The 13,567-nt window shown below is 67.9% G+C and carries 14 protein-coding genes; 12 read left to right on the forward strand and 2 right to left on the reverse strand.

All coding sequences use genetic code 11. The features are described 5' to 3' along the window. Positions 1-41: 41 nt before the first annotated feature. From MNQ99_RS07735 to MNQ99_RS07760, 6 genes are all read left to right on the forward strand, one after another. On the forward strand, positions 42-914 hold the full coding sequence (locus MNQ99_RS07735) for an ABC transporter ATP-binding protein (protein ID WP_241915014.1): 873 nt from the start codon (positions 42-44) through the stop codon (positions 912-914). Beyond that, positions 896-2,467 carry a transporter gene (locus MNQ99_RS07740; RefSeq protein WP_241915015.1) on the forward strand — a complete coding sequence of 524 codons (1,572 nt, stop codon included), beginning with the start codon at positions 896-898 and terminating at the stop codon, positions 2,465-2,467. Before MNQ99_RS07735 ends, MNQ99_RS07740 begins: the two co-directional genes overlap by 19 nt. 83 nt (positions 2,468-2,550) lie before the next feature. Continuing rightward, positions 2,551-2,868 (forward strand): DUF3039 domain-containing protein, encoded by a 318-nt coding sequence (locus MNQ99_RS07745; protein WP_127511471.1) that lies wholly within the window; start codon positions 2,551-2,553, stop codon positions 2,866-2,868. A gap of 85 nt (positions 2,869-2,953) precedes the next feature. Further along, positions 2,954-4,384, forward strand: coding sequence for an MFS transporter (locus tag MNQ99_RS07750; protein ID WP_127511472.1), 1,431 nt, complete (start codon positions 2,954-2,956; stop codon positions 4,382-4,384). Further along, positions 4,381-6,168, forward strand: coding sequence for a DEAD/DEAH box helicase (locus MNQ99_RS07755; RefSeq protein WP_241915016.1), 1,788 nt, complete (start codon positions 4,381-4,383; stop codon positions 6,166-6,168). Before MNQ99_RS07750 ends, MNQ99_RS07755 begins: the two co-directional genes overlap by 4 nt. A 277-nt stretch (positions 6,169-6,445) precedes the next feature. After that, positions 6,446-6,715, forward strand: coding sequence for a GIY-YIG nuclease family protein (locus MNQ99_RS07760; RefSeq protein WP_241915017.1), 270 nt, complete (start codon positions 6,446-6,448; stop codon positions 6,713-6,715). A 200-nt stretch (positions 6,716-6,915) separates the two neighbouring features. Here MNQ99_RS07760 and MNQ99_RS07765 read toward each other — a convergent pair whose 3' ends face one another. Together MNQ99_RS07765 and MNQ99_RS07770 are read right to left on the reverse strand one after the other, a co-directional pair. Continuing rightward, a complete protein-coding gene (locus tag MNQ99_RS07765; protein WP_127511474.1) occupies positions 6,916-7,533 on the reverse strand; it encodes an isochorismatase family protein in 618 nt (205 codons plus the stop codon). Further along, positions 7,530-8,861 (reverse strand): nicotinate phosphoribosyltransferase, encoded by a 1,332-nt coding sequence (locus tag MNQ99_RS07770; protein ID WP_241915018.1) that lies wholly within the window; start codon positions 8,859-8,861, stop codon positions 7,530-7,532. Before MNQ99_RS07770 ends, MNQ99_RS07765 begins: the two co-directional genes overlap by 4 nt. Positions 8,862-8,948: 87 nt before the next feature. Here MNQ99_RS07770 and clpS point away from each other — a divergent pair, with 87 nt between their 5' ends. The 6 genes from clpS to rdgB all read left to right on the forward strand — a co-directional run bounded on the left by clpS (position 8,949) and on the right by rdgB (position 13,227). Beyond that, positions 8,949-9,281 carry an ATP-dependent Clp protease adapter ClpS gene (gene clpS, locus MNQ99_RS07775; RefSeq protein WP_414958557.1) on the forward strand — a complete coding sequence of 111 codons (333 nt, stop codon included), beginning with the start codon at positions 8,949-8,951 and terminating at the stop codon, positions 9,279-9,281. Next, a complete protein-coding gene (locus MNQ99_RS07780) occupies positions 9,282-9,857 on the forward strand; it encodes a DUF2017 domain-containing protein (protein WP_127511476.1) in 576 nt (191 codons plus the stop codon). 144 nt (positions 9,858-10,001) lie between these two features. Continuing rightward, positions 10,002-10,958 (forward strand): glutamate racemase, encoded by a 957-nt coding sequence (gene murI, locus MNQ99_RS07785; RefSeq protein ID WP_241915019.1) that lies wholly within the window; start codon positions 10,002-10,004, stop codon positions 10,956-10,958. Further along, positions 10,955-11,749, forward strand: a complete 795-nt coding sequence (locus MNQ99_RS07790) for an MBL fold metallo-hydrolase (RefSeq protein ID WP_127511478.1) — start codon at positions 10,955-10,957, stop codon at positions 11,747-11,749. The genes murI and MNQ99_RS07790 overlap by 4 nt, the downstream gene beginning before the upstream one ends. A gap of 76 nt (positions 11,750-11,825) precedes the next feature. Continuing rightward, positions 11,826-12,614, forward strand: a complete 789-nt coding sequence (gene rph, locus MNQ99_RS07795; RefSeq protein ID WP_241915020.1) for a ribonuclease PH — start codon at positions 11,826-11,828, stop codon at positions 12,612-12,614. Continuing rightward, the gene (rdgB, locus tag MNQ99_RS07800) at positions 12,607-13,227 is read left to right on the forward strand and encodes an RdgB/HAM1 family non-canonical purine NTP pyrophosphatase (protein ID WP_241915021.1); all 621 of its coding nucleotides are present in this window, start codon (positions 12,607-12,609) and stop codon (positions 13,225-13,227) included. The genes rph and rdgB overlap by 8 nt, the downstream gene beginning before the upstream one ends. Positions 13,228-13,567: the final 340 nt, after the last annotated feature.

The raw sequence follows: 13,567 nt of genomic DNA on the forward strand, positions 1-13,567 counted from the left end.
GGATGATGCCGGCGCGGATGCCGCGTTGTTAGCGTGGCAGTATGACTTCGCACCCATCACAGCCCCCGGCCCAGCAGCCGGATGACCAGAACCCCGGCCAGCCGCCTGCGCCGGACGGCGGCGCCGAGGCTCCCGCCCCCGCCTACGGTGCCCAGGCCCCCGTTCCCGCGCTGGCGGTGCGCGGTCTGGCCAAGCGGTTCGGCGAGAAGATCGCCGTCAACGGCGTCAATCTGGACGTGCCGGCCGGGTCCTTCTACGGACTTGTCGGCCCCAATGGCGCCGGCAAGACCACCTCGCTCTCCATGGCCACCGGGCTGCTCCGCCCCGACTACGGCCAGGTGTGGGTGCACGGGGTGGATGTCTGGGCTGAGCCGCTGAAAGCCAAGCGCCTGATGGGCGTGCTGCCCGACGGCGTGCGGCTGTTCGACCGGCTGACCGGCGAGCAGCTGGTGACCTACGCCGGCTTGCTGCGCGGCATGGACCGGGAGACGGTGGCCGCGCGCGTGCCGGACCTGCTGCGGGCGATGGATCTGGCCAATGACGCCGGCACCTTGGTGGTGGACTATTCCGCCGGCATGACCAAGAAGATCGCGCTGGCCACGGCGTTGATCCATGCACCCAAGCTGCTGGTGCTGGACGAACCGTTCGAGGCGGTAGACCCGGTCTCCGCCGCGAACATCCGCGACATCCTCCACGACTACGTGGCCTCCGGCGGAACGGTGATCGTTTCCAGCCACGTCATGGACCTGGTCCAGCGCATGTGCGACCACGTGGCGGTCATCGCCGGCGGCAATGTGCTGGCGGCCGGGACAGTGGACGAGGTCCGCGCCGGTGCCAGCCTGGAAGAGCGGTTCGTCCAGCTGGTCGGCGGCCGGACCCAGGCGGAGGGGCTCGAGTGGTTGCGCACCTCGTAAGGCTGAAGCTGACGCTGCTGCGCAACGGCTTCAAACGCAGCCCGTGGCAGCTGGTCGGCGTGATCCTGGGCGGCCTGTATGCCATCGGTGTGCTGGCACTGCTGATCGCCGGACTGTTTTTCCTCAGCTACACCGAGCCGGAAATGGCTCGCATGGTGGTGGTGCTGGGCGGCTCCGCGGCCTTCCTGGGCTGGGCGCTGATCCCGATGATGGCCACCGGTGTGGACATGACACTGGACCCGGCCCGCTTCGTCACCTATGCCGTACCCATGCGGCAATTGCTGCTGGGGCTCGCCATCGGTGGCCTGGTGGGCATCCCGGGCGTGGTGACCCTGGTGGCGGCGCTGGGGCAGGCGGCCGCATGGTGGCAGCACCCGGTGGCGCTCGTGGCCGCCGTGCTGTGCGCGGTGATCGCCACGCTCACCTGCGTGGTGCTCTCCCGCGTGACCACGTCGGCGTCCACCACGCTGGCCAGTTCGCGCCGGTTCAAGGACCTGAGCGGCGTCATCGGCATCATCCCGCTGGTGCTGCTGGGGCCGATCATGATCGGCATCACCGAGGGCTTCCGCAGCTCGCAGGATTTCCTGCCGTCGCTGGCCGAGGGCCTGGCCTGGTCGCCGCTGGGCGCGGTCTGGGCCGTCCCGGGTGATCTGGCGCTGGGCAACTGGGGCGCCGCGGCGGCCCGGCTGCTCATCGCGGTGGCCTTCCTGGCCGTGATGGCCTGGCTGTGGAAGCTGAGCCTGGCCCGCGCACTGGTGACGCCGCCGTACAACGCTGTGTCGCGCAAAGCCGGCGGCAAGCTGGGCTGGTTCTCCCGGATGCCCGGCACCCCGGCAGGAGCGGTGGCGGCACGGGCGCTGATCTACTGGTTCAAGGATCCGCGTTACGGCGCGTCGCTGGTGTCCATTCCACTCATTCCGGTGGCCGTCTTCTTCGGCCTCTCGCAGACCGGCGACTTCACCTTCATGCTGTGGCTGGGCCCGATGATCGCCTTCCTGCTCTCCTTCGGCATTTCCGCCGATATCGCCTACGACAATACGGCTTTCGCGCTGCACGTCAGCACCGGCGTGAGCGGCCGGGACGACCGGATCGGGCGCGCCGTCGCCTGCGCGGTGATCGCCCTGCCGGCCACGGTCGTGCTGACCGTGCTGCCGTTCGTCTTCATCGGCGAATGGCACCTGCTGGCCCCCGTCTCCGGGGTGGCGCTCGGCGTGCTGCTGACCGGGCTGGGCCTGTCCAGCGTGGTCTCGGCCCGGTACACCTACAACGTGCCGCTGCCGGGGGAGAGCCCGTTCAAGACCCCGCCCGGATCGACCGCCCGGATGATGCTGGTCCAGCTCGGCGGCCTCGGCGTGCTGGTGCTGCTCTCGCTGCCGGAACTGGTGCTGGCGCTGATCGGCGTCTTTACCGGCGACGCGCTGTGGGGCTGGCTGGCCCTGCTGGTCGGCGTCGTGCTTGGTGCGGTGCTGCTGGTGGTCGGCATCGTGCTGGGCGGCCGCTGGTACGACCGCCGCGCGCCCGAACTCCTTCAGGCTGTGGCGAAAAACAAGTAGAAGACCAACTCACCTGCTGCGGCAGGCGGGGACGACGGCGGAGGCTGCCCTCCGCCGTCGTCCTTCCTTTTTCAGGGGTTAAGATGGAAGGCATGAGTCTTCCCCCGGATCCTTTCGAAAACGACCCCCGCGCGCCGCAGACCCCGGGCGGGTCCACCGCGACGATCGAGCGTGAAGAACTCCGCGAAGAGCTTGAGCCAGGCGACCGCGAACGCTTTGCGCACTATGTCCGCAAGGAAAAGATCATGGAGTCGGCGCTGTCCGGCGAACCGGTGATCGCCCTGTGCGGCAAGGTCTGGGTGCCCGGCCGCGACCCGAACAAGTTCCCCGTCTGCCCCGACTGCAAGGCCATCTACGAAGGCCTGCGCCCCGGCGGCGACGATTCCGGCAAGAAGAAATAGCCGCTCCCACCACACCTGAAACGGGCGTTTCCGGCGCCCGCCGCGCTTCCGCCTGCCTGCAAAGAAAGTCAGCCCTGGTTCCTTGATGACCGAATCCACTGCCGTCCGCGCGCCCGGCGCCATGTCGGCTGCCTACCGGCCGCTGACGCTGGGTTTGTTGGCAGTGATCACGCTGGCGGCCTTCGAGGCAGTGGCGGTGGCCACGGCGATGCCGGTGGTTGCCGCGGATCTGGAGGGAAAGTCCGCCTACGGGCTGGCCTTCTCCATGTTCCTGACGGCCTCGCTGCTGGCCAGCGTGGTGGCCGGCGTCTGGTGCGACGCCAAGGGGCCCCGGCCGGCACTTGGCGCAGGGCTGGTGCTGATGGTGGCCGGCCTGGTGCTGTCCGGGGTGGCCGGAGAGTTCTGGATTTTCACCGCGGGACGTGCCGTGGCCGGGCTGGGCGGCGGCTTCGCCATCGTGGCCGTCTATGTGATCATCGGGCAGGTCTATCCGCAGCGGATGCAGCCGGTGGTGTTCGGCTGGCTGGCCGCGGCCTGGGTGGTGCCCTCGCTGGTGGGGCCGCTGGCCGCCGGCGTGGTCGCGGAGTACATTTCCTGGCGCCTGGTGTTCTACGGCGTGGCGCCAATTTTCCTGCTGGCCGTGCTGGTGATTTGGCCGCGGACCCGGAGCATGGGCGCACCCGAGAACCCGACCACGGACCGGCGCGTCGGCCGCCTGCAGGCGGTGCGCGGCCTGATGCTGGCCGGCGGCGTGTTCCTGGCTCAGTGGGCCCTGTTCGAAGCCGTCGCCGGCGGGCCCGCCGGGCAGCTGGTGCTGTTGTATGCGCTGGCGGCCGGGGGAGTGGTGCTGGCGCTGGTGGCGTTGCCCAAGCTCATGCCGGCCGGCACGTTGCGGCTGCGCCGTGGGTTGCCCAGCGTGATCGCCACCCGAGGGCTGATCAATCTGGCGTTTTTTGGTGCCGAAGCATTCATCCCGCTGATGTTGGTGGCGGCGCACGGGATCTCCCCAGCCACGGCAGGCCTGGCACTGACGGCCGGCGCGGTGGGCTGGAGCATCGGCTCGTGGGTGCAGGCACGGGTGCAGACCGCGCGGCACCGGATGCTGGTGGTCGGCTCCGGCATCCTGACCGCCTGTATGGGGCTGATGGCGCTGGTCTCGCCGCCATCGGTGCCGCTGTGGGCGCTTATTGTGGTCTGGGCGCTGGCCGGGTTCTCCATGGGGGTGGCGTTGTCCACCACCTCGGTGCTGGTGCTGCAGATGTCCGCTCCGGAAGAGCGCGGACGGAACTCCGCGTCACTACAGCTGGCCGACCAGCTGGGCGGCGTGGTGGGAACCGCAGGAGCGGGAGCGCTGTTTTCGCTGCTGCGCGACCCGGAGAACCCCGGCGCGATCGGTGTCTACGTGGTGATCTGGCTGGTGCTAGCCGTGGTGGCCGCCGGCGGCATTGCCACCGGGTGGCGCAGCGCGGAACGAACGGAAGACAGACAGGAACAACGGGAGGAGGCCACCGAATGAACAACGACACACTATTTGGCGCGGGACCGGTGCTGCCGCCGGCATACCCGGAACGGGCCGCATGGGGCACGGCGCCCAAGCTGCGGCAATGGCAGGCCGAGGCCCTGCAGAAGTACTTCGAGATGGCACCCCAGGACTTCCTCGCCGTGGCCACGCCCGGCGCCGGCAAGACAACCTTCGCGCTGCGCGTGGCCACCGAGCTGGTGGAGCGCGGGCTCATCAACCGGATCACCGTCGTGGCGCCGACGGACCACCTCAAGCGCCAGTGGGCGGACGCCGCCGCCCGGGTGGGGCTGGCCATCGACCCGAACTTCAAGAACTCCGACGGTTCGCATGGCCGCGACTTCATCGGCGTCGCCGTCACCTATGCGCAGGTGGCGATGAAACCGATGCTGCACCGGGCCAAAACCGAAGCCGCGAAGACGCTGGTAATCCTGGACGAAATCCACCACGGGGGCGACGCGCTCAGCTGGGGCGACGGCATCCGCGAGGCGTTCGAACCGGCCGTCCGCCGGCTGGCGCTGACCGGTACCCCGTTCCGCTCCGACACCGCGGCCATTCCCTTCGTCGAGTACGCCGAAGACAAGGACGGTATCCGCCGCTCGCGGGCCGACTACACCTACGGCTACGGCAGTGCGCTGCGCGACCACGTGGTGCGACCGGTGATGTTCATGGCGTACTCCGGCGAAATGCGCTGGCGGACCAGCTCGGGGGACGAGTACGCAGCCTCGCTCGGCGAAGCGGCAGTGACCAAGGACATCACGGCGCAGGCGTGGCGGACGGCGTTGAATCCGCAGGGCCAATGGATCCCGTCCGTGCTGGCTGCCGCCGACAAGCGGTTGACCGAGGTCCGCAGGGCCGTGCCCGACGCCGGCGGGCTGGTCATCGCCACCGATCACGACGACGCGCGTGCCTACGCTGGCCAGCTGAAGAAGATCACCGGCGAATCCGCCACGATCATCCTCTCCGACGACGCCGGTGCCTCCGAGAAGATCGAATCGTTCTCCGCCGGCGACAGCCGCTGGATGGTCGCCGTGCGCATGGTCTCCGAAGGCGTGGACGTCCCGCGGCTTTCGGTCGGCGTCTACGCCACGTCCACGGCCACGCCGCTGTTCTTCGCCCAGGCCGTGGGCCGCTTTGTGCGTGCCCGGAAACGAGGCGAAACCGCGTCCGTCTTCCTGCCGTCGGTGCCGAACCTGATGGAGCTGGCCAACCAGATGGAGCTGGAACGCGACCACGCGCTGGACCGGCCGGACAAGGACAACGACGAAGGCTTCATTCCCGAAGAGGCACTGATGGAGCAGGCCAACCGGGAAGACAAGGCCTCCGGCGAGCTGACCAAGCAGAAGTTCGAAGCGCTGGACTCCCAGGCCTCCTTCGACCGGGTCCTGTTCGACGGCGCCGAGTTCGGCACCGGGGGAGAGATCGGCAGCGAAGACGAACTGGACTTCCTGGGCATCCCCGGGCTGCTGGACGCCGAGCAAGTGGGCGTGCTGCTGCGCCAGCGCCAGCAGGAGCAGCAGACCCGCAAACGCCAGCGGGCCGGAGGAACTGCCGCCCCCGAGCCGGCGCCGGCCTTGGTGGACCACCGGCAGCTGACCGAGTTGCGCAACCAGCTGGCCAAGAACGTCTCCGCTTGGTCGGCCCGCTCGGGCATGCCGCACGGCATGGTCCACTCGGAGCTGCGCCGGGTCTGCGGCGGTCCGGCCGTGGCCCAGGCCAACGAAGAACAGCTGAACAAGCGCCTGAAGAAGCTCCAGGACTGGTTCATCGGCCGCAAATAGCCCACGCCCGTCCCCGGTGATCGACCAAAGGCGCTTGCGCCTGCGTGGAGATCGGCCTCCTCCGGTGATCGACCAAAGGCGCTTGCGCCTGCGTGGAGATCGGCCTCCTCCGGTGATCGACCAAAGGCGCTTGCGCCTGCGTGGAGATCGGCCTCCTCCGGTGATCGACCAAAGGCGCTTGCGCCTGCGTGGAGATCCGGCTCGCTGGCGTCCTGTGGAAATCCCCTGCCCTTCCCGTCGCTCTTTGGCACACTGGTTCCTCCGGACAGGAGGCAGCATGCCTTACATGTACATCCTGCAGTGCGCGGACCGCAGCTTCTACGTCGGGAGTACATGGGATCTTGAACGGCGGCTCAGCGAGCACGGTTCCGGTGAAGGCGCTGCCTATACGGCGCGCCGCCGACCGGTTCGTCTTGTCTACTGCGAGGAATTCACCCGCGTAGAAGACGCGTTTGTATGGGAGAAGCAGGTTCAGAACTGGAGCCGTGCCAAACGCATCGCGCTTATCGAGGGACGCCTGAACGATCTCAAGAGCAACATGAAATAGGCGGATCTCCGCCCAGACAGGATCTCCACGCAGGCGCAAGCGCCTTTGGTCGATCACCGGGCCGGGGATGGGATCTCCACGCAGGCGCAAGGGCCTTTGGTCGATCACCGAAGGGGCCGGAGGCCGGAATCGCTAAGCGGCGCATCGCCGCGCGAGGAACGAGCGCGGTGTCTAAGCCGCGTGCGATTCCGGCGCAGGCCCTACTTGATGACGTCGATGCCGTTGTCGCTGAATTCGGCCAGCGTCTTCTCGACTCGCTCGTCGTTGATTCCCGCCGACAGCGTCAGGTTCACTGACGTGGCGTAGCCGGCCTGTACGGCGTCGAGGGCGGTCTGCCGGACGCAGTAGTCGGTCGCCAGCCCGGCAACCACGACTTCATCCACCTCGTGCTCCTGCAGCCAGTCGTCCAGGCTGGGCATCTCGGTGTCTTCTTCTTCCTCGTCGCCCTCGCGCTCACCCGTGGCTACTTCGTCAGCCGGTGCCAGCAGGCCGTCGAAACCGGAGTAGCCGGCGTCGAACTGGCCTTTGCGGAAGTAGGCGTCGATCCGGTCGGTGTCCAGATCGGGGTGCAGGTCGGCCCCGCGCGTGCCTGCCACGCAGTGCCGCGGCCAGCTGTCCACGAAGTCCGGTTCGTCGGAGAAATGGCTGCCCGGATCCACGTGCCAGTCCTGGGTCGCCACCACGACGTCGTAGTCGTCCGGCCGGGTGTCCAAATGCTCGCTGATGTCGGCGGCAGTCTTCGCGCCGCCGTCGACCGCCAAGGCGCCTCCTTCGCAGAAGTCGTTCTGGACGTCGACGATGATCAGTGCCCGGGTCATGGCTGCTCCTCAAACTCGGTGGGAATGGCGGCCTCGCCGCGCTGCAGCCGGTGTACGGCGCCGGGCAGCTCGGCCATGGAGGCGGCGTGGCGTTCAGCGGCGCGGCGGACGGCTTCGTCGCCGGTCCAGCCATCCGCCAGTTTGCCGTTGGTGACAAATTGCTGCAACAGCGGCCGGTCGTTGCCGTCGTCGAACGGCCGATGGCCGATGCCGATCACTTCGGCAGTGGCGGCGCCCCGCTGGTTGAGCCGGCGCAGAGCGTACTTTCGGCCGCCCACGGAAATCTTGTTCTTCGAGGCCTTCGCCACCGAGACCTGCTCGCCGTCCGGGCCCTCGCGGCTGACCAGCTTGTAGACCATGCTGGCAGTCGGCGCGCCGGACCCGGTGACCAGCTCGGTGCCGACGCCGTAGGAGTCCACCGGGGCCGAGGCGAGTGCGGCGATGGCATATTCGTCCAGGTCGGAGGTGACGGTGATGCGGGTGTGGTGGTTGCCCAGATCATCCAGCAACTTGCGCACCCATTGTGCCTGGGCAATCAGGTCCCCCGAATCCAGCCGCACGCCGCCCAACTCGGGACCTGCCAAGTCCACGGCCGTACGGACGGCGGTCTCGACGTCGTACGTGTCCGCCAGCAGGGTGGTCCCCACGCCCAGCGAAGCCAGCTGCGCTTCGAACGCCTTCTGCTCGCTGTCATGCAGCAAGGTGAAGGAATGGGCGGCCGTGCCCACCGTCTTGACGCCGTACCGGTAGCCGGCTTCCAGATTGGAGGTGCTCCAGAAGCCGCCAATCACCGCGGCGCGGGCTGCCGCGACGGCGGACTCCTCGTGCGTGCGCCGGGACCCCATCTCGATGCAGGGGCGACCGCCGGCCGCGCCGGTCATCCGGGAAGCTGCCGAAGCGATGGCGCTGTCGTGGTTCAGCACGGACAGGACGAACGTCTCCAGCACGCACGCTTCGGCGAAGCTTGATTCCACAATCAGGATCGGCGAATAGGGGAAGTAGGCCTCGCCCTCGGCATAGCCGTAGATGTCGCCGGAAAAACGGAAATCGGCCAGCCAGTCGATGGTCTTCGCGTCCACCACGTCCGTGCGGGCCAGGAAGTCGAGCTGGTCCTCCGAGAAGGTGAAGTGCTCGATGCCCTCCAAGATCCGGCCGGTGCCGGCCACCACTCCGTACCGGCGCCCCTCGGGCAGCCGCCGGGCGAAGGCCTCGAAGACGGAGCGCCGTTGGGCTGCCCCGGAATGCAAGGCGGCCTGGAGCATGGTCAGCTCATAGTGGTCGGTGTACAGGGAGGTGCTGGGGTGTCTCCAGCCGGCTGCAGTGTTCACATCCTCGACTCTAATCCTGTGTTCGCCGTCTGAGTACTTCAGGGCCGCTGGCAGGCCCTGAAGCGACGCCTGCCTACAATGGAAGTCATGACCGTGAGCATGCTTCCCTCCTGCACAACCGTGCTGGACGCGGATATCGAGACATCCCGCCGCACGGAATCGTCTGAACTCACGGCCAAAGACGTCCCGTGGGTCGTCATCGTGTGGAACGATCCGGTCAACCTGATGAGCTACGTCAGCTATGTCTTCCAGAGCTACTTCGGCTACTCGGAGGCCAAAGCGCACAAGCTGATGCTCGAAGTGCACCAACTGGGCAAATCCGTGGTGGCCACGGGAAGCCGAGAGCAGGCCGAGCGGGACACGGTGGCGATGCATTCGTTCGGCCTGTGGGCCACCTACCAGAAGGCGGACCAGGCGTAGATGGCCAAGGCATTCAAGCGCACGCGCAAGGGGATTACCGGGTTTCTGGAGCCGGCCGAGCGGGACCTGATCAGCAAGCTGTTCGGTGACGTGATCGCCATGCTGGAGATCGACCGGAAGGACGAGGATCCGCTGGCGGCGATGGTGGGCCTGGACCTCGACGCCGCCAAGCCCCAGGATGCAGCCCTGCTGCGGCTGCTCCCGGACGCGGTACAGCACGACGACGGCGAGGCGCTGGAGTTCCGCAGGCTCACCGAGCGCTCACTGCGCGAGGACAAGCTCGGTGCGCTGCGCGCCAGCGCACTGCTGCTGGAGCACACGCCCATGCAACTGACCGATGAGCAGGCCCGGCTGTTCGCGCGCGCCGTCAATGACGTCCGGCTGGTGCTGGCCGAGCGGTTGGACATCCACACGGATGAAGACGCGCAGGCGCTGCATGAGATCGACGATTGGTCCCAGGCCGAGGACCTGGAGACCTACCTGGCGCTGGTCTACAACTTCATGACCTGGCTTCAGGAAACGCTGATGCAGGCGCTGCTGGACGGATTGGAACGCCATCGCGGCGACGAGCGCTAACGCTCCGTAGCGCAGCGGAGGACGTCCCTCGCCCCCGGCAGGGCTGTGAGATGGCTTACAGAAGCCGGGCAGAAGTTCGCCCAACCGGCCACCGAGGTCTTATCCTCTAGTCAATATGAGCCCGGAAAGGCAGTGACACCGAAGATGTTGATCCAACCCGCAGCTCCGATCGGTATCTTCGATTCCGGAGTGGGCGGGCTGACTGTTGCCCGCGCGGTGATCGACCAGCTGCCGAACGAGTCCATTCTGTACGTGGGCGACACCGCGAACGGCCCCTACGGCCCGCTGCCGATCGCCGAGGTGCGTGCGAATGCGCTGGGCGTGATGGATGAACTGGTCGACGCCGGCGTGAAGCTCTTGGTCATTGCGTGCAACTCGGCCTCCGCCGCCGTGCTGCGCGACGCCCGGGAGCGTTACACCGCCCGCTACGGCATCCCGGTGATCGAGGTGATCCAGCCGGCGGTCCGCCGCGCCGTCGCCTCCACCCGCAGCGGCCGGATCGGCGTGATCGGCACATCGGCCACCGTAGGCTCCCGGGCCTACGAGGACACCTTCGCCGCAGCGCCCCACCTCGACGTGACCTCGGTGGCCTGTCCGCGTTTCGTGGAATATGTGGAAGCCGGCGTCACCGCTGGGCAGGACTTGCTGTCCACCGCCGAAGAGTACCTGGAGCCGCTCAAGCGTGCGGACGTTGACACCCTGGTGCTCGGTTGCACGCACTATCCGTTGCTGACCGGCGTCATCTCCTATGTCATGGGCGACGGCGTCACGCTGGTGTCCAGCGCGGAAGAGACCGCCAAGGACGTCTACCGCTCACTGGTCTCCCACGACCTGCTCCGGCCGGAAGGAACACCAGGCCAGCACCACTTCGTTGCCACCGGCGATGCCGCGTCCTTCGAGGTGCTGGCCCGCCGGTTCCTGGGGCCGGAGGTCATTGACGTGGAGCACGTCGACCACGTGGCCGCACACTATCCCACCGGCAGCATGGCCCGCATTACTCCGGAGATGGTTGCCGCTGCGCGCACCGGCGCGGCGTCGGCACCCAGGATCTCGCCGTTTGCCGGCGCGGCACGGCAGCCCAACCAGGGGGAGCGGGCATGAACCTGACCATCATCGGCTGCAGCGGCTCGTTCCCGGGGCCGCAGTCCCCGGCATCGTGCTATTTGGTGAGTGCTGACGACGGCGAACGCATCTGGCGGATCCTGCTGGACCTGGGCAACGGCGCCCTGGGCACCGCACAGCGCTACATGGAGCTGGAGGATATCGACGCGATCTTCTTGAGCCACCTGCACCCGGACCACTGCATGGACCTGTGCGGACTCCATGTGGCCGTGCGCTGGAATCCCGGCGGCTGGGCCAAGGGCCGCATTCCCGTGTGGGGACCGGCGGCCACCGCTGATCGGATGGCCACGGCCTACGGACTCGAGTTGGATCCCGGCATGACCGAGGAATTCGACTTCCACCACTGGTCGGAACGGGAACCGGTGAAGCTGGGCCCGTTCACCATCACTCCCTACCCGGTACGCCATCCGGTGGAAGAGGCCTACGCCATCCGCGTCGAGGCGACCGAACCCACCCCCGACGGGCCGGTGACGCGGGTGCTGGCCTATTCCGGTGACACCGACAGCTGCCCCGAGTTGGTTGAAGCAGCCACCGGCGCGGACATGTTCCTCTGCGAAGCAGCCTTCCACGAAGGCCGCGACGACGCGGTCGACGGCGTGCACCTCACCGGGAAGCGGGCCGGAGCGGCCGCCACCGAAGCCCAGGTCCGGCGGCTGCTGCTGACCCACCTGCCGGTCTGGAACGATTCCGTGCGCACCGTCAACGAGGCCCGCGAAACCTACCAGGGCGATTTGGCCGTGGCCGTGGCCGGCGTCAGCTACATCGTCTGACTCGCGGCCTGAGACTCACAGCCTGCGCCTCCCAGCCTGAACCGCGGCGGTCGGCGCGAGCCGATAGGCTGGTGCCATGACTGATGTTGATTCCAGCTCCGCCCTGCCCGCCGTCACTGCCCGAGCCGACGGCCGGACGCCGGACCAGCTGCGCCCGATCAGCATCACCCGTGGCTGGTCCAACCAGGCCGAAGGCTCCGCGCTGATTGAATTCGGCAACACCCGGGTGCTGTGCACCGCCTCGCTGACTGTCGGCGTGCCGCGCTGGCTCAAGGGCGAGGGACGTGGCTGGGTCACCGCCGAATACGCCATGCTTCCCCGGGCCACCAACACCCGTTCCGACCGCGAATCCGTCAAGGGCAAGATTGGCGGCCGCACGCACGAAATTTCCCGGCTGATCGGCCGTTCGCTTCGCTCGGTAATCGACACCAAGGCACTGGGGGAGAACACCATCGTGCTGGACTGCGACGTGCTGCAGGCCGACGGCGGGACCCGCACCGCGGCCATCACCGGCGCCTTTGTGGCCCTCGCCGATTCGCTGCATTGGGCCAAAGAGCAGAAACTGATTGCCCGTTCGGCCCGGCCCCTGACCGACACCGTGGCCGCCGTGAGCGTGGGAATTATCGACGGCGTGCCCATGCTGGACCTGCCTTATGTCGAAGACGTTCGCGCGGAAACCGACATGAACGTGGTGGTGACCGGGTCCGGCCAGTTCGTGGAAGTCCAGGGCACCGCCGAAGGCGCACCGTTCGACCGTGCAGAGCTCGACGCCCTGCTGGACCTGGCCCTGGCCGGCACTGCCCAGCTCTCGCAGATCCAGCGCGACACGCTCTTGGAGACGCTGGGAGAAGTCATCCGTGGCTGACGGGGAACCGCGTCTGGTCCTGGCCACCCATAACCAAGGCAAGCTGCGCGAATTGCGCGAACTGCTGCGCGGCCAGATTCCTGGACTCGACGTGGACACTCAGGTGATCGACGCGGCTGCAGCCGGTGCGCCCGACGTCCCAGAAACCGGCCTGACCTTCGCGGAAAATTCCCTGTTGAAGGCGCGCGCGGTGGCCGAGGCCACCGGCCTTGTGGCGGTGGCCGACGACTCGGGCTTGGCCGTGGACGTGCTCGGCGGTGCCCCCGGGATCTTCTCCGCACGCTGGGCCGGTAAACACGGCGACGACGAGGCCAACCTCCGCCTCCTCTTGGCCCAACTGGCCGACATAGCGCCCGAGCACCGCGGTGCCGCATTCGTCTGCGCCGCCAGTATGGTGTCGCCGCGGCTGGAAGCCGTCGAAGAGGGCCGCCTGGCCGGCGTCCTCCTGACCGAACCCCGCGGCTCCGGAGGGTTCGGCTACGACCCGATCCTGCAGCCAGACGGCATGGACCGCAGTTGCGCGGAACTGCAGCCGGAGGAAAAGAACGCCATCAGCCACCGCGGCCAAGCGTTCCGCGCACTGCTGCCGCACCTGGTGGCGGCACTGCGCTAGGACGCGCCCGCATCCGGCCAGCCAAGCAACCCAGCTACGCGCTTGTTCTGGCATCGGCTCGTTCATGTCCCAAGCCACCAAATGGCCGTGTCGCTCTTTCCTGCTTAGATGCACCTCGGTGACACCGGCGCGCCGGAAGGTATGGATGGCCGCCAGGAGGCAGGAGTCCAGGAGTCCAGGCCGAAGGAGATCGGGCTGGACGAGCGGGGGACGCTGACGCCAGACGCGTGGCCGACCCCCGGCGCCACGCGCGCCTATAGTTGGCAAAGTGCCGCCGACGCGCAGGGCTGAAACGCCGCCGTAGTCCCCACACCCGGCGCACCATCGATCTGGTCTGATG

It is taken from the genome of Arthrobacter sulfonylureivorans (assembly GCF_022637435.1).
In the GTDB taxonomy this organism is placed as follows: domain Bacteria; phylum Actinomycetota; class Actinomycetes; order Actinomycetales; family Micrococcaceae; genus Crystallibacter; species Crystallibacter sulfonylureivorans.